The sequence below is a fragment of the Mycolicibacter senuensis genome, assembly GCF_003284925.1.
GTDB classification, from domain to species: Bacteria; Actinomycetota; Actinomycetes; order Mycobacteriales; family Mycobacteriaceae; genus Mycobacterium; species Mycobacterium algericum_A.
In genome coordinates this window covers 11,348-27,811 of record NZ_QMEX01000049.1, presented here as the reverse complement: position 1 = coordinate 27,811, position 16,464 = coordinate 11,348, and the positions used below count along the sequence as shown (strand labels likewise).

13 protein-coding genes are annotated in these 16,464 nt (G+C 68.5%); 7 read left to right on the top strand and 6 right to left on the bottom strand.

Annotated elements, in window-relative coordinates; genetic code table 11:
• From DQP56_RS13020 to DQP56_RS24730, 3 genes are all read left to right on the top strand, one after another.
• Window positions 1-1,164, top strand: a 1,164-nt coding sequence (locus DQP56_RS13020) for an SGNH/GDSL hydrolase family protein (RefSeq protein WP_165825011.1), incomplete at its 5' end; no start/stop codon positions are given.
• A gap of 152 nt (window positions 1,165-1,316) precedes the next feature.
• Complete coding sequence (gene car, locus DQP56_RS13015; RefSeq protein ID WP_112686025.1) at window positions 1,317-4,859, top strand: carboxylic acid reductase; 3,543 nt, start codon at window positions 1,317-1,319, stop codon at window positions 4,857-4,859.
• A gap of 297 nt (window positions 4,860-5,156) precedes the next feature.
• On the top strand, window positions 5,157-5,333 hold the full coding sequence (locus DQP56_RS24730; RefSeq protein ID WP_165825010.1) for a hypothetical protein: 177 nt from the start codon (window positions 5,157-5,159) through the stop codon (window positions 5,331-5,333).
• Window positions 5,334-5,336: 3 nt separating this feature from the next.
• Here DQP56_RS24730 and DQP56_RS13010 read toward each other — a convergent pair whose 3' ends face one another.
• From DQP56_RS13010 to DQP56_RS13000, 3 genes are read right to left on the bottom strand one after another with little or no spacing between them, the layout of a single operon-like run.
• Window positions 5,337-6,110 carry a L,D-transpeptidase gene (locus DQP56_RS13010; RefSeq protein ID WP_165825009.1) on the bottom strand — a complete coding sequence of 258 codons (774 nt, stop codon included), beginning with the start codon at window positions 6,108-6,110 and terminating at the stop codon, window positions 5,337-5,339.
• Between the two features lie 39 nt (window positions 6,111-6,149).
• Window positions 6,150-6,632, bottom strand: coding sequence for a hypothetical protein (locus DQP56_RS13005; protein WP_112686021.1), 483 nt, complete (start codon window positions 6,630-6,632; stop codon window positions 6,150-6,152).
• Window positions 6,633-6,658: 26 nt separating this feature from the next.
• A complete protein-coding gene (locus DQP56_RS13000) occupies window positions 6,659-8,788 on the bottom strand; it encodes an elongation factor G-like protein EF-G2 (RefSeq protein ID WP_112686033.1) in 2,130 nt (709 codons plus the stop codon).
• A gap of 215 nt (window positions 8,789-9,003) precedes the next feature.
• Between DQP56_RS13000 and DQP56_RS12995 the strand changes: the two genes are divergently transcribed.
• Both DQP56_RS12995 and DQP56_RS12990 read left to right on the top strand, forming a co-directional pair.
• Window positions 9,004-10,056: a S1C family serine protease gene (locus DQP56_RS12995; RefSeq protein WP_165825008.1), complete on the top strand. Its 1,053-nt coding sequence runs from the start codon at window positions 9,004-9,006 to the stop codon at window positions 10,054-10,056.
• Window positions 10,057-10,083: 27 nt separating this feature from the next.
• Window positions 10,084-10,764, top strand: a complete 681-nt coding sequence (locus DQP56_RS12990; RefSeq protein WP_112686017.1) for a YoaK family protein — start codon at window positions 10,084-10,086, stop codon at window positions 10,762-10,764.
• An 85-nt stretch (window positions 10,765-10,849) separates the two neighbouring features.
• Here DQP56_RS12990 and ag85C read toward each other — a convergent pair whose 3' ends face one another.
• Complete coding sequence (gene ag85C, locus DQP56_RS12985) at window positions 10,850-11,842, bottom strand: diacylglycerol acyltransferase/mycolyltransferase Ag85C (protein ID WP_112686015.1); 993 nt, start codon at window positions 11,840-11,842, stop codon at window positions 10,850-10,852.
• A gap of 224 nt (window positions 11,843-12,066) precedes the next feature.
• Between ag85C and DQP56_RS12980 the strand changes: the two genes are divergently transcribed.
• Together DQP56_RS12980 and DQP56_RS12975 are read left to right on the top strand one after the other, a co-directional pair.
• The gene (locus DQP56_RS12980; RefSeq protein WP_112686013.1) at window positions 12,067-13,278 is read left to right on the top strand and encodes a CoA transferase; all 1,212 of its coding nucleotides are present in this window, start codon (window positions 12,067-12,069) and stop codon (window positions 13,276-13,278) included.
• 33 nt (window positions 13,279-13,311) lie between these two features.
• Window positions 13,312-13,767: a MaoC family dehydratase gene (locus tag DQP56_RS12975; protein WP_112686011.1), complete on the top strand. Its 456-nt coding sequence runs from the start codon at window positions 13,312-13,314 to the stop codon at window positions 13,765-13,767.
• Here the strand turns inward: DQP56_RS12975 and DQP56_RS12970 are convergent.
• On the bottom strand, window positions 13,755-14,855 hold the full coding sequence (locus tag DQP56_RS12970; protein WP_205868872.1) for a MinD/ParA family ATP-binding protein: 1,101 nt from the start codon (window positions 14,853-14,855) through the stop codon (window positions 13,755-13,757). The genes DQP56_RS12975 and DQP56_RS12970 overlap by 13 nt on opposite strands.
• A gap of 92 nt (window positions 14,856-14,947) precedes the next feature.
• The gene (gene glnA, locus DQP56_RS12965) at window positions 14,948-16,372 is read right to left on the bottom strand and encodes a type I glutamate--ammonia ligase (RefSeq protein WP_112686009.1); all 1,425 of its coding nucleotides are present in this window, start codon (window positions 16,370-16,372) and stop codon (window positions 14,948-14,950) included.
• Window positions 16,373-16,464 lie beyond the last annotated feature (92 nt).

Below are 16,464 nucleotides of genomic sequence, written 5' to 3'. Positions count from 1 at the left end.
GCCGCGGAGTTTCAGGGCGGCCTGCTGACCCTGGTGGCCGTGGCGGCGATCGCCGTGATCGCGCCGGTCGCGCTGCACCAGAGCGGGCCGGTGGGCCGCGCACTGGCCTGGGCTCCGCTGGTGTGGCTGGGGACCATCTCCTACGGCGTGTACCTGTGGCACTGGCCGGTCTTTCTGGTGCTCAACGGCGAGCGCACCGGCTGGTCGGGTTGGGCGCTGTTCGCCGTGCGGTGCGCCGCCACGCTGCTGCTGGCCGCGGTGTCGTGGTGGGCCATCGAGGAACCGATCCGCTGCTGGCGGCCGGCGCAGGTGTCGATGCTGCCGCTCGGGGCGGCGGTCAGCGCCACCGCGGTGGCGCTGACGGTGTTCGTGGTCCCGGTCGTCGAGCGGCCCGCCGCGCAGACCGGACTGACCCCCGATGTGGCGGCGGCCGCCGCGGTGTCGCCGTCGCCGCCGAGCCCGCGTTCGGAATCCGGAAAGCCCCGGCCGCATCCGGTGCGCCACGACCCCAACCGGCCGCGCACCGTCTCGGTGTTCGGCGACTCGATCGGCTGGACGCTGATGCACTACCTGCCGGCCACGCCGGGTTATGACTTCATCGACCACACTGTCGTCGGCTGCAGCATCGTGCGTGCCGGGCCCTATCGCTGGGCCGGCAAGATCATCGAGCAGGGCCCGGACTGTGACGGTTGGCCGGCCCGGTGGGCGCGGCAGGTCAAGGCCGACCGCCCCGACGTGGTGTTGCTGATCGCGGGCCGCTGGGAGACGGTCGACCGTGTCAACGAGGGGCAGTGGACCCACATCGGTGACCCGACGTTCGACGCCTACCTGACCGCGGAATGGCGCCGCGCGCTCGATGTGCTGGAGTCCGCCGGCAGCCGGGTGGTGGTGACGACGGTGCCCTACAGCCGCTACGGCGAGCGGGCCGACGGCAGCCTGTGGCCGGAAGACGACCCGAAGCGGGTCGACCGCTGGAACGCGCTGTTGCGGCGGGTGGTCGCCGGGCGCGACGCCGTGACGGTGGTGGACCTGAACAAGAAACTGGGGCCGGGCGGCACCTACACCGCCAAGGTGGACGGCATCAAGGTGCGCAGCGACGGGATTCACCTGACCCCCGAAGGGGTGAAGTGGCTGCTGCCGTGGCTGGAGGAGTCGATCAGCTGATCGTGTGCCGGGCCACTCGGAACCCGGTGCTGAGGGAGTTCTCACATCGGCACCCGATACGGAATTAAATTAGTTTTGCTAACATTGTATCTATCAGCGCAGCGTTGCGCCTTCGAAAAACACTTCTCGAGATATCCCATTAGAGGTTCCACATGACGCTTACTGATCTGTCCGTCAACGAGGATCGGCAGGCCCGCCTGGCCGCCGAGCTGGCCGCCGTCGACCCCCAGTTCGCCGCCGCGCAACCCGACCCGGCCGTCGCCGACGCCATCGCCAAGCCCGGCCTGGCACTGCCGCAGCTCGTGCAGACCGCGCTGGCCGGCTACGCCGACCGGCCCGCGCTGGGCCAGCGTGCCGTCGACTTCGTCACCGATCCCGCGACCGGACGCACCGTCGCGCAATTGCAGCCCCGCTACGACACCCTCAGCTACGGCGAGCTGGCCGAACGGATCCGCGCCCTGAGTGCCGCCCTGACCGCCGCCGCCGTCCGCCCCGGTGACCGGGTGGCGGTGCTGGGTTTCACCAGCGTCGACTACACCGTCATCGACATGGCGCTGGGCCAGATCCAGGCGGTCGCCGTACCGCTGCAGACCTCCGCGGCGGTGAGCACCCTGACCCCCATCGTGGCCGAGACCCAGCCGCGCGTGATCGCCGCCAGCATCGACTCGCTGGCCGACGCGGTCGAGCTGGTGCGCAGCGGCCCGGCCCCCACCCGCCTGGTGGTCTTCGACTACCACGAGCAGGTCGATGACCACCGTGACGCGCTGGCCGACGCCCGGGCAAAGCTGGCCGGCGCCGAGGTCGTCGTCGAGCCGCTGGCCGAGCTGATGGCGCGCGGCCGGACGCTGTCCCCGGCGGACCCGCCGGCCCACGACACCGGCCAGGACACCGACCCGTTGGCTCTGCTGGTCTATACCTCCGGCAGCACCGGCGCCCCCAAGGGCGCGATGTACCCGCAGAGCAACGTCGCTCGGATGTGGGTGCGCTCGGCCAGGAACTGGTTCGGCCCGACCGCCGCCTCGATCACGCTGAACTTCATGCCGATGAGCCACATCATGGGCCGCGGCATCCTCTACGGCACGCTCGGCAACGGCGGCACCGCCTACTTCAGTGCCCGCAGCGACCTGTCCACCTTGCTCGAGGACCTCGCGCTGGTCCGGCCCACCGAACTCAACTTCGTCCCGCGGATCTGGGAGATGCTCTACCAGCACTTCCAAAGTGAGGTCAACGGGATCACCGGCGCCGACCGCGCCGCCGCCGAAGCGCAGCTGCTCGCCGAGATGCGCCGCGACCTGCTCGGCGGGCGTTGCATCTTCGCGATGACCGGCTCGGCGCCGATCTCCGCCGAATTGCATTCCTGGGTCTCCGAACTCACCGGGCTGCACGTGCTCAACGGCTACGGATCGACCGAGGCGGGCATGGTGCTCTTCGACGGCGTCGTGCAACGGCCACCGGTGCTCGACTACAAGCTGGTCGACGTGCCCGAACTGGGCTACTTCGGCACCGACAAGCCGCACCCCCGCGGCGAACTGCTGCTCAAGACCGAGAACCTGTTCCCCGGCTATTACAAGCGCCCGGAGATCACCGCGGAGGTTTTCGACGCCGACGGCTACTACCGCACCGGCGACGTCGTCGCCGAGATCGGCCCGGACCACCTGGTCTACGTCGACCGGCGCAACAACGTCCTCAAGCTCGCCCAGGGTGAGTTCGTCACGCTGGCCAAGCTGGAGGCCGAGTTCGGCAACAGCCCGCTGGTGCGCCAGATCTACGTTTACGGCAACAGTGCGCAGCCCTACCTGCTGGCGGTCGTGGTGCCGACCGATGACGCATTGGCGCGTTTCGATTCCGCCACCGAACTGAAGTCGGCGATCGCCGAGTCACTGCAGCAGGTGGCCCGCGACGCCGGCCTGCAGTCATACGAGGTGCCGCGCGATTTCATCGTCGAGACCGAACCATTCAGTCTCGAGAACGGGCTGCTGACGGGTATTCGCAAGCTGGCCTGGCCGAAACTCAAGGCGCACTACGGCGATCGTCTCGAACAGCGCTACGCCGAGCTGGCCGAGGGGCAGGCCAACGAACTGAGCGAGCTGCTCCGGCATGGCGCGCAGCGCCCCGCGGTGGAGACCGTCAGCCGCGCCGCGGCCGCCCTGCTCGGCGCATCGGCCGCCGACCTCCACCCCGACGCCCACTTCACCGACCTGGGTGGGGACTCGCTGTCGGCGCTGACCTTCGGCAACCTGCTTCGCGACATCTTCGACGTCGATGTGCCGGTCGGCGTGATCGTCAGCCCGGCAACCGATCTCGCGGCCATCGCAGACTATGTGGAGACCGAGCGCCGGGCCGCTCAGACCGGTTCCAGGCGGCCCAGTTTCGCCTCCGTGCACGGCCGAGACGCCGTCGAGGTGGCCGCTGCCGACCTGACCCTGGACAAGTTCCTCGACGAGGCCACCCTGGCCGCGGCGCCCACACTCCCCGCTCCATCCGGGCAGGTGCGCACCGTGCTGCTCACCGGCGCGACCGGCTTCTTGGGCCGCTACCTGGCGCTGGAGTGGCTGGAGCGACTGGCCCCGGTGGACGGCAAGCTGATCTGCCTGGTGCGGGCGCGTTCCGACGCCGACGCCCGAGCCCGGCTCGACGCCACCTTCGACAGCGGGGACGCGAAACTGTTGGCCCGCTACATCGAGCTGGCCGCCGGGCACCTCGAGGTCATCGCCGGCGACAAGGGGGAGGCGAACCTCGGGCTGGACCAACAAGTTTGGCAACGCCTGGCCGACACCGTCGATGTGATCGTCGACCCGGCCGCGCTGGTCAACCACGTGCTGCCCTACAGCGAGCTGTTCGGCCCGAACGTGGTCGGCACCGCCGAGCTGATCCGGGTCGCGCTCACCGGAAAGATCAAGCCGTTCACCTACTTCTCCACCATCGGTGTCGGCGACCAGATCCCGTTGGGCCGCTTCACCGAGGACGCCGACGTACGGGAGATGAGCCCGCTGCGGGCGATCAACGACGGCTACGCCAACGGCTACGGCAACAGCAAATGGGCCGGCGAGGTGTTGCTGCGCGAAGCCCACGACCTGTGCGGACTGCCGGTCGCGGTGTTCCGCTGCGACATGATCCTGGCCGACACCAGCTATGCCGGTCAGCTCAACCTGCCGGACATGTTCACCCGGATGATGTTCAGCCTGGTTGCCGCAGGGGTGGCACCCACGTCGTTCTACGAGCTGGACGCCGACGGCAACCGGCAGCGCGCTCACTACGACGGGCTGCCGGTGGAGTTCATCGCCGAGGCGTCCACCACGCTGGGTGCCGGCTCGGCGGGCGTGGCTGACGCCGGGTTCGCCACCTACCACGTGATGAACCCCCACGACGACGGCGTCGGCATGGACGAGTTCGTCGATTGGCTGATCGACGCCGGCCACCCGATCGAACGGATCGACGACTACGGCGACTGGCTGCAGCGGTTCGAGACCACCCTGCGTGCGCTGCCCGAGCGGCAACGTCAGGCGTCGCTGTTGCCGCTGCTGCACAACTACCAGAAGCCGCAGCCTGCCATCTGCGGGTCGATCGCACCCACCCACAAGTTCCGGGCCGCGGTGCAGGAGGCGAAAATCGGTGCAACGCAGGATATTCCGCATGTGACACCGGCGGTGATCGTCAAGTACATCACCGACCTGGAGCTGCTCGGGCTGCTCTGACCCAGGTCGACATCAACGCGGTGGCGGGCCAATTACGGTCCGCCACCGCGCTTGTGCGGGCGGCTCGATGGTCGCCGCATTGTTTGACGACCAGGCGTTTCGATGGGACCATGGAGCCCAACGACATCCCCGCGTGTCTCGGCCGGAAGGAGGTGAGGGGCGAAGTGAGTTCCAGTGACGGACCGTATCCGAGTTCGATGACCGATCTGTCCCTCACCGGCCCCGGCGTCTTTGCCGCGGCCTGATCCGCGAGTTCCGCCGACTCGACTCGGCGGGCATCACGGCAGGAGAATAATCATGAACTTTGTTGTCACACAGCGTATCTCGACCAACAACGACTCCGGCGTGCGCCGGGCGGGCCGCCGCATGATCGGTCGGCTGCGCCACCTGGGCGCGCGGTCGGAGGCGGGTCCGCAGCAGCGCGCCGAGCGGTACGTGGCGCACATGCCGACCGCAGTCCTGGGCGCCTGCTGAACGCTAGGCCTGCACCACGATCGGGTCGCCCAGTCGCACCGTGTTGAAGTACCACGCGGCGTCGTCGGGACTCAGATTGATGCAGCCGTGGCTGACGTTGGAGTAGCCCTGCGACCCGACCGACCACGGTGCGGAGTGGACGTAGACGCCGGACCAGGTGACCCGCACGCCGTACTCGCCATTGATCAGGTAGCCCTCCGGGTCGTTGAGCGGGATGCCGATGGTGCGCGAGTCGAACTTGACGGTGCGCTCTTTGGACAGTGCGGTGAACGATCCGATCGGGGTGGGGCGCTTGGGTTTACCCATCGATGCCGCCATCACCCGCAGCGTGTCGCCGTTGACGCTGACGGTGAAGGTGTGATCGGAGATGTCGGCGATCCCCAGCACCGCGTCACCGGTCTCGAAGCCCGTCGACATGCCGTGGGCGTCGACCTCGATCTTGCTGTGCGGTGACCAATACCCGTCCGGAACCCAGTGCACGACATCGTCGCTGACCCATTCGAAATGCCCGGAAGGCATGCCCGATGCCGTCTTTCCGGTCACCGCGATGTGGATGCCACGCTCGGCGCCCGCCCGGTCGCCCACCGGCCCGGTGAACGTCACGATCACCGGGTAGGCCACCCCCACCACCGAACCGGCCGCCGGTTCGATCGCCGCGACGGCGAAACCCGGCGTCGGCTGCACTGCCTGCGCCGCCTGACCGATGCCGGTGGACGCCCCCATCACTAGGGCCACCGACCCCGCCATCGCCAAAATTCCCCGCCTCACCCTGTACATGGCTTCCATTGTGCCAAGCGCAGCGGGTGCGGCGCAGATTTAGCCGTCTTCCGCCGGCGCCAAAAGGCTGCCCCAGGCAGCCTTGCTCCCGGATTCGCCGATGGTGTGGATCGCGAACATCGACCCGCCGGCCAGGGCGATCACGGTCGCGACGATCGTCAACCGCACCACCGGCGTCACCGTGCCGCCGCGGGACAGCGCCACGTGCAGGCCGGCCAGCAGGGCTGCCGCCAGGGCCAGGCCGAGCGCCATATAGAGGCCGTACCCGCCGGCGGTCATGTGGCGGTCGAGGTCGGGCGATTCGCCGATCTTGCCGGTGTCGGCCAGCCACTCGCCGGCGGTGACCGTCGCCGGCGTGACCAGCAGCGTGAGGGCGGCCAGCACCGCCACCAGCCAGACCAGCCGCCGGCGTGCCGCCGGCCACAGTGCGCACAGGATGAGCAGCACCGCGGTCAGCGGCACCAGCGCCACCACGAAATGCAGCAGCAGGATGTGCGCGGGCAGCCCGGCGATCGTCGTCATCAACAGTCCTTTCGGTGTCGCGCGGGTTACGCGCTGCTGCCGGCGTACGCGGCCACGGACGCCGAGGACTCCGGCAGCGGCTCATACCGGGCGAAGCGCCGGGTGAACGAACCGGCGCCGTGCGTCAGCGAACGCAGCTCGACCACGTACCGGATCAGCTCGGCCTGCGGTACCTCGGCTTTCACCAGCGTGCGGTCCGCACCGACTTTATCGGTGCCGACCACCCGGGCGCGGCGAGACGACAGATCGCCCATCACCGCACCGACCAGTTCGTCGGGAACCAGCACCGTGACGTCGTCGATCGGCTCGAGCAACCGCACCCCGCCGGCGGCCGCGGCGTCGCGCAGTGCGGCGGCGCCCGCCATCTGGAACGCGAAGTCGGACGAGTCGACGCTGTGGGCTTTGCCGTCGAGCAGGGTCACCCGGATGTCGACCACCGGGTAGCCGGCTCCGGCTCCACCGGTGAGCCCACGCTCCAGCTGCGCGCGGACGCCCTTCTCCACGCTGGGGATGAACTGGCGGGGGACCGCCCCGCCCACCACCCGGTCGACGAACTCGAAACCGGAACCTTGGGCCACCGGCTCGACTTCGATGTGGCAGACCGCGTACTGGCCGTGCCCGCCGGACTGCTTGACATGGCGGCCGTGCCCGTTGGCCCTGCTGACGAACGTCTCCCGTAGCGCGATCCGCAGCGCGACGGTGTCCACCGACACCCAGTGGGTCAGCGCGTCGAGCACGATGCCCGAGTGCGCTTCGCCCAGGCACCACAGCACGGTCTGATGGGTTTCCGGGTTCCGCTCGATCCGCAGCCCCGGGTCCTCGGCCGCCAGCCGCGCCAGCCCAACCGCCAGCTTGTCCTCGTCGGTCTTGGCGTGCGGGACGACCGCGACCGGCAGCAGTGGGTCGGGCATCGACCACGGTTTGCAGACCAGCGGTTCGGCCTTGTCCGACAGCGTGTCCCCGGTCTCGGCGTGGCTGAGCCGCCCCACCGTGCAGATGTCGCCGGCCATCACCGCCGCGGCCGGCCGCTGTTGTCTGCCGAGTGGAAACGCCAGCGCCCCGATCCGGTCGTCCTCGTCGTGGTCGGCATGGCCGCTGCCGTCGCCGAAGAACCCGGTGCAGTGTCCGCTGACATGGATCCCGCTGTCGGGCTTGATGGTTCCGGAGAACACCCGCACCAGGCTGACCCGCCCGACGTAGGGATCCGACGTCGTGCGGACCACCTCGGCCAGCAGCGGTCCGGCCGGGTCACAGCTGAGCCCGCGGCGCGCCACACCGTCGGGGGTGAACACCTCCGGGAGCAGGTGCTCGGGCGGCCCGGGGAATTCAGCGGTGATGACCTCGAGCAGTTCGGCAACGCCGACGGCGGTGGCGCTGCAGACCGGGATGACCGGAAACAACGAACCGCGCGCCAGCACCTGTTCCAGGGCCCGCTCCAGGTCTTTGGTGAGAACCGCCCCGTCGGTCGGCTCCCCGCCCAGGTAGCGGTCCAGCAGCGACTCGTCCTCGGACTCCTCGATGATCGCCTCGATCAGTTCGCCGCGTTGTCGCTCGGTGTCGGGCGCCTCGCAGCGCTCCGCCGCCAGCAGCCCGGTCAGGCCGGCGCCGGGGGCGGTGGGATCCGGCAGGTACAGCGGCAGCACCTGCTCACCGAAGGCCGTCCGGGCGGCCGCCACGGTGCCCGGGTAGTCCGCCCGGGCATGGTCCAGCTTGGTCACCACCACTGCCCGCGGCATGGCGAGCTGGTGGCATTCCTGCCACAGCACATTGGCGGCCTCATCGATGTCCTCGTTGGCCGCCACGACGAACAGCGCAGCGTCGGCGGCCCGCAACCCCGCCCGTAGTTCCCCGAGGAAATCGGCGTAACCGGGCGTGTCGATCAGGTTGACCTTGACCCCGTCGTGCGACAGCGATGCGCACGCCACCCCAACCGAACGCTGCTGGCGGATCTCGGCGTCGTCGTAGTCGCAGACCGTGCTGCCGTCGCCGACGGAACCGGCTCGCGGCAACACCCCGGCCGCGACCAGCATCGCCTCGACGAGGGTGGTCTTGCCGGAGCCCGGCGGACCGACCAGCACGACATTGCGGATGGCGGCCGGACTGGCCGCGGTGGGGGCGGCAGCAGCGCCCCTTGAGGTCCCGGTCTTGTCTGCCATGGCGTCCTCCTGCACGCTCAGCCTTCCTGCAACGGAGGCTGAGCACAACCCCTCCGACAGCTCGGTGTTTGGCCAGCTGACCGCCACCTTTTGCGGTCCGCGCCGACGGTTCCGGTAAGCTTGCGGTGTTTCTCTCACGGATCCACGTCGGAGAGGTGCTGGGATGTGCCGGATTTCGGCACTCGAATCGTGACGGACCGCAGGAGGTAACGCCGATGAGAGGACCGCATCGCCCGCTCAGGTGGTGGCTGTTCAGCGTCACAGCGGCTGTGATCAGCACAGCCGGCCTCGGCCTTGGTGCAGTGCCGGTCCAGGCGGCGCCGACGCTGCCCAAGCCGCCGCTCGACCCGTCGGCGATGGTCGCGCAGGTCGGTCCCGCGGTGGTCAACATCGACGCGCAGATGGGGTATCAGAGCGCGGTCGGCGCCGGAACCGGGATCGTGCTGGATCCCAACGGCATCGTGCTCACCAACAACCACGTCATCGCCGGGGCCACCAGTCTCACTGTGGTTTCGGTCGGCAACGGGCAGAGCTACGACGTCGACGTGCTCGGGTTCGACCGCAGCCATGACGTGGCGGTGCTGCAGCTGCGCGGCGCCTCCGGCCTGCCGACGGCCAACATCGGCGACTCGTCCAAGGTCGCGGTCGGCGACCCGGTGGTCGCGATGGGCAACGCCGGCGGCCAGGGTGGCACGCCGAGCGCGGTGCCCGGCAAGGTCATCGGCTTGAACCAGACCGTCTCGGCCCTCGACGAACTCACCGGCAGCACCGAGACACTGACGAACATGATCAAGGCCGACACCGCGATCCGCCCCGGGGATTCTGGCGGTCCGATGGTGAACGCGGCCGGCCAGGTGATCGGGATGAACACCGCGGCGTCGGACAACTACAAGTTCGCCCAGCCCGGCGGTGAAGGGTACGCGATCCCGATCAACCAGGCGATGGCCATCGCCAATCAGATTCGCTCCGGCATCTCCTCGCCTACCGTCCACATCGGTGAGACCGCGTTCATGGGTGTCGGCGTGGTGGACAACAACGGTGGGGCGCGGGTTGCCCAGGTGCTCGAGGGCACCCCGGCTGCCGAGAGCGGTATCGCCAGGGATGACGTCATCACCTCGGTCAACGGCCGGCCGGTCAACTCGGCCACCGACCTGACCGACGTACTCGACCAGCGCCACCCGGGCGACACCATCACCTTGAGCTGGCGCACCCCGATGGGCAGCGAGCACAGCGCCACCATCACCTTGGTGCCGGGTCCGGTCGGCTGAGGTAGACCGCATCAGTTCCAGGCTCGCGTGATACGCCGGCACTACGACAGTGAAACCAAGCTGTCCTGGGTGCTGGCTGCCCTGGCCGGGGTGCTGGCGGCGACGGCGTACACCCATTCGGAGGGCTACTTCGTCACCTTCATGACCGGCAACGCCGGGCGTGCGGTGCTGGGGGTCTTCGACGGCAACGAGTGGCTGTCGATCTCTGCGGCGGCCCTGCTGTTCTCCTTTCTGGGCGGCGTGCTGACCGCGTCGGTGTTCCGCCGGCGGGTCTGGCCCCACCAGCCGCACGGCGCGCTGCTGCTGACGGCCGCCGCCCTGCTGGCCGCGACCCTGCTGGACTGGACCGTGGCGGGCGGACCGTCACTGCCGCTGCCGCTGCTGCCGATCCTGTTGGTCGCGTACGGGGTCGGCGCGCTCAACACCACCTTCGTCCGCGACGGCGAGGTGTCGATCCCGTTGAGCTATGTCACCGGCACGGTGGTGAAACTGGGCCAGGGCATCGAGCGCCATTTCAACGGCGGCAGCATTGCTGACTGGCTGGGCCACTTCATGCTGCTTGCCGGCTACACCTCCGGCGCGGCCGTCGGTGGCTGCATCAGCCTGGTCGCCGGCGGCACCTGGATGCTGGGCATCGCCACGGCGGTCTGCGTGCTGGCCATGTGGTACACCCACCGCTACGTCGACCGCCGCGACGTGTGGCGGTGACGGCCGGCCTGCGCCAATGACGAGACCGACGTCTTGCAGGGCCGCTCCTGCAAAACGTCGGTCTCGCGGACCCGGGATGGGTCGATCAGGTCGGGTCGATTCCCACTCCCAGCACCCGCTGGATGTCGGGCTTCATCGCGACCAGCTGCTCGTTCCAGTACGGCCAGTCGTGCGTGCCGTTTGCCGGGAAGTTGAACACCCCGTTGTTGCCGCCGGCGGCCAGGTAGTTCTGCTGGAACGTCTGGTTGGTGCGCAGCGTCAGGCTCTCCAGGAACTTGGCGGGCAGGTTGTTGCCGCCCAGGTCGCTCGGCGTGCCGTTACCGCAGTAGACCCAGATGCGGGTGCGGTTGGCCACCAGCCGCGGGATCTGCACCATCGCGTCGTTCCGCCGCCAGGCCGGGTCCGACGAGGGACCCCACATGCTGTTGGCGTTATAGCCGCCGGCATCGTTCATCGCCAACCCGATCAACGTCGGCCACCAGCCCTCAGAGGGGTTGAGGAAGCCCGAAAGCGCAGCGGCGTAGGGGAATTGCTGCGGGTAGTACGCCGCCAGGATCAGCGCGGAGCCACCCGCCATCGACAGTCCCACCACCGCGTTGCCATTGGGCGACACGCTCTTGTTGGCCTGCATCCAAGTGGGCAGCTCCCGGGTCAGGAAGGTCTCCCACTTGTAGGTGTAGTTCTGCCCGTTGCCCTGCGACGGCTGATACCAGTCGGAGTAGAAGCTGGACTGCCCGCCGACCGGCATGATCACCGACAGGCCCGACTGGTAGTACTCCTCGAACGCCGGGGTGTTGATGTCCCAGCCGTTGAAGTCGTCCTGGGCCCGCAGCCCGTCCAGCAGGTACACCGCGTGGGCGCCACCCGGCTGGAACTGCACCTTGATGTCGCGGCCCATCGACGGCGACGGCACCTGCAGGTACTCCACCGGCAGGCCCGGCCGGGAGAACGCGGACGCGTCACCCGAACCGCCGACGACCCCGACGAGCCCGCCCAGCAGTGCGGCCCCCACCGCCGCGACCGACAGCCGGCGTGACACCCGGCCCGCCGCGTGACGCAACTTCTCAACGCTCTTCATAAGCTGTTTCCCATCCCAATGGTCGTTCCGCAAGCTGCGGAAGGCTTGTGGCTTTGTCCTCCTGCACGAAGTCAAACACGATGCGCCGTCGTGTCCTGTTCGCCGCCACGGGATTTCATATCGCGGTTCGGCAACGATTGAGATTCGGCGCGGACTCGCTCCCCGCCGGGGCCGCTGCCGGGGTAGGCATATAGTCGACGTAATCATCGACGCAAGGAGCAGGAATGGTCCCGACTGTCGCGGAAGCGCCGCGACCGCTGGCCGGGGTGCGCGTCATCGAGATCGCCAGCTTCGTGGCGGTGCCGCTCGCCGGGATGACGCTGGCCCAACTCGGCGCCGACGTGGTGCGGATCGATCCGGTCGGCGGGGCGGCCGACTACCGTCGCTGGCCGGTCACCGAGGACGGCACGTCGATCTACTGGACCGGGCTGAACAAGGGCAAGCGTTCGATGGCCGCCGACCTGCGGGCACCGGAAGGGCAGCGTCTGGTGCAGCGCCTGATCGCCGAAAGCGGTGTGGTGCTGACGAATATGGCCGGCCGGCAATGGCTTTCCTTCGACACGCTGGTCGCCGAGCGTGCTGACCTGATCCATCTCGAGGTGCTCGGCCGCGCCGACGGCTCCACCGCCGTGGACTACACGGTCAACGCGGCCACCGGCTTTCCGCTGGTGACCGGACCCGCGGACCACGGCGCACCGATCAACCACGTGCTGCCCGCCTGGGACATCGCCTGTGGGCTGCACGGCGCGCTGGCGGTGGTCGCCGCGCTGCATCGCCGGGACCGCACCGGTGAGCCCTGCCGGATCCGGCTGGCGTTGGAGGATGTCGCGCTGGGAACCGCCAGTGCGCTCGGCTTCCTCACCGAGGCGATGGTCAACGGTGCGCGGCGGGAACGCATCGGCAACGCGCTCTACGGCAGCTACGGCCAGACCTTCACCGGCAGTGACGGTGTGTCGTTCATGATCGTCACGCTGACCAACCGGCACTTCCGCGATTTGACCGAGTTGACCGGAACGACGAAAGTCATTGCCGCACTAGCCGATGCGCGCGATGTCGACTTCGGCGACGAAGGGCAGCGCTACCGTCACCGCGACGTGCTCACCGGACTGTTCAGCGGCTGGTTCGCCGAGCGGACGGGGGCGCAGATCGAGGCGGCCCTTGCCGGCACCTCGCTGCTGTGGGACCGCTACCGCAGCTTCGCCGACGTGGCCGCAGACGAGCGGCTGGGCGATAACGCGATGTTCCGGTCGCTGCACCAGCCCGGGATCGGCGACTATCTGGCGGCTGGGCTGCCGTCGTCCCTGGACGGTGTACACCCGCCTGCTGTTGCGGCACCGGCCTTGGGTGCCGACACCGAACAGTTGTTGACCGAACTGGGGATGACAATCGACGATATCGAGCTGCTGCGCCGAAATGGCACGGTGGCAACGGATTAGATCCAACGAATCAGATAGGGGAAGCGGGAGCGTATGCGCACTTTCGAATCGATCGAGGAACTCGCCGCCTGTCAGGGCGAGCCGATCGGCCAAAGCGAATGGGTGACCATCACCCAGGAAGCCGTCAATCTGTTCGCCGACGCCACCGGTGATCACCAGTGGATCCATGTCGACCCGGAGCGGGCCGCCGACGGGCCGTTCGGGACCACCATCGCTCACGGCTACCTGACGCTGGCCATGCTGCCGAGATTGATGGCGCAGATCAGTCGCCTCGAGGGAGTGAAGCTGGCGATCAATTACGGGCTGAACAAGGTGCGCTTCCCGGCGCCGGTTCCCGTCGGCTCCAAAATCCGGGCGGAGACATCCGTGGTCGAGGTCACCGATGTCGGCGGCGGCGCCCAGCAGGTGACCTACTCGACCACGGTGTCCATCGACGGTAGCGCCAAGCCGGCCTGCGTCGCCGAGAGCGTCGTGCGCTACCTGTTCTGATTCGGCCTGGTCTTGGCGTCCCGGCCGCCGGGGCGCGACGAGAAGTAATGCGCGATGATCGCCGCGATCTGCAGGAAACGCCGGCGGGTCGCCGGTGCCATCTCCTGCATGATGTCGATCACCCCGCCGGGCCGCAGGTGCGGGTCGAACGGTACCTCGACCACCGCCTGGCCGTGCCGCAGGAACTGCGCGGTGAGCGCCGAGCGGGTGCGCTGGTCGGCGTGGCCGTCGGAGTCGTTGAGCACCACCACGGTGCGCTGCAGCAGGCCGCCCTGGCCGCGGTCCGCGAGCCACTCCATGGTCTTGGCGGCTGCGCCGGCGCCGTCCGCCCAGGGCGAGGACACCACGATCAGCGCGTCGAGGTCGCGCAGGGCCTCCTGGGTCACCGGTGAGTCCATCGTCGAACCGCAGTCGATGATCGAGATGGTGAAGTGCCGGTCCAGGCGCAGCGCCGCCTCCCGGTACAACGCGGCGTCGAGGATCCGGCGCCGACCCGCGGCCGGCTCGCCGACCAGCACGTAGAGCCCCGCGGCGTTGGCGCCCACCCGGCTGCTGATGTCGGCGAACGACTGCATGCCCGCATCGGCCGCCAGATCCCAGTAGGAACTGGTGGCGCGCGGGTCGATACGGCTGCCGAGCCGGCCGAACGCGGTATCGGCGTCGACGGCCACCACGTGGTCGGCCCGGCGCAGTGCGGCGAACACCGAACCCACGCTGGCCGCCACCGTGGTCTTGCCGACACCGCCCTTGCCCAACACGCCCACCTTGTAGCTGCCGTTCGGCATCGATCGGATGGCCGCCTCGTAGGCGGTCTCCTCCCGTTCGGCCGGTGAGGGACCCAGGTTGACCAGCCCGAACGTCGCCGACAGCACGACACGCCGCCAGCCGCGGGTCGGGCGGGGCCGGACCGGCGGCAGCGGGGCCGGCGCCGGATAGGGCGCGTGCTGCAGTGGCGGGCGCGGTTGCGGCGGTGGTTGCCAGGGCCGTTGTTGTTGTGACGGTTGCTGCGACTGCTGTGGCGGATGCTGTTGTGGATGCTGGTGCGACGGCGGCACCCGGCCCCGCAGGAAGTCGTCCTGGGCGTTCATAGGCTCCTCGGGGCATACAGAAGCGGCACGGCCGGGTGGCCCGACAACCCTGCAGCTTAATCGCGGCGGCGTCGATACCGCGTCAGCCCCGGTCAGCAGTCGTAGTACAGCGCGAACTCGTAGGGGTGCGGGCGCAGGTTGATCGGGTTGATCTCGTGCTCCCGCTTGTAGCTGATCCAGGTGTTGATGAGGTCGGGAGTGAAAACCCCGCCTTCGGTGAGGTATTCGTGGTCGGCTTCCAGATTGTCGATCACGTGGGACAACTGGGTGGGTGCCTGCGGGATGGCAGCCGCCTCGTCCGGCGGCAGCTCGTAGAGGTCCTTGTCGACCGGGTCGGGCGGCTCGATCTTGTTCTTGACGCCGTCGACGCCGGCCATCAGCATCGCGGCGAACGCCAGGTACGGGTTGCCCGAGGAGTCCGGGCAGCGGAACTCCAGCCGCTTGGCCTTGGGGTTGGTGCCGGTGATCGGGATGCGCACACAGGCCGAGCGGTTGCGCTGGCTGTAGACCAGGTTGATCGGCGCCTCGTAGTGCGGCACCAGGCGCTTGTAGGAGTTGATGGTCGGGTTGGTGAACGCCAGCAGCGACGGGGCGTGGTGCAGGATGCCGCCGATGTAATGCCGGGCGGTGTCCGACAGTCCGGCGTAGCCGGCCTCGTCGTAGAACAGCGGTTCGCCGTCCTGCCAGACCGACTGGTGCACGTGCATGCCCGAGCCGTTGTCACCGAACAGTGGCTTGGGCATGAAGGTGACGGTCTTGCCGTGCGCCCAGGCGGTGTTCTTGATGATGTATTTGAACAGCATCAAATCGTCGGCGGCGTGCAGCAGCGTGTTGAACCGGTAGTTGATCTCGGTCTGGCCGCCGGTGCCGACCTCGTGGTGACCGCGCTCCACCGCGAAACCGGCGTTGGTCAGGTTGGTGGCCATCGCGTCGCGCAAGTCGACGAACTGGTCGTTGGGCGCCACCGGGAAGTAGCCGCCTTTGGGCCGGACCTTGTAGCCGCGATTGGGGCTGCCGTCCGGTTCGGTGGTCTTGCCGGTGTTCCACCACCCCGCAACCGAATCCACCTGGTAGAACGAGCCGTTCATCTGCGAGTCGAAGCTCACCGAGTCGAAGATGTAGAACTCGGCTTCGGCGCCGAAGTAGGCGGTGTCGGCGATGCCGGTGCTGGTCAGGTAGTTCTCCGCTTTGCGCGCGACGTTGCGCGGGTCGCGCGAGTAGGGCTCGCGGGTGAAGGGATCGTGGACGAAGAAGTTCAGGTTCAGCGTCTTGGCCGCCCGGAACGGATCGATCCATGCGGTGTGCAGGTCGGGTAACAGCAGCATGTCCGACTCGTGGATGGACTGGAAGCCCCGGATCGACGAACCGTCGAAGGCCAACCCGTCCTCGAACACGCTCGCATCCAACGCTGAGGCAGGGATGGAGAAATGTTGCATCACGCCCGGTAGATCACAGAATCGAACGTCGACGTACTCCACTGACTCGTCGGCGAGCAGCTTGAAAATATCGACGTCCATACCGGATCTCCTTTGCGTGCGGCCAGCCAGACGATAGGCAGCCCACATTTCCTGGACATCATCCGGATATTGCGTCCAGGTAACACAACTCC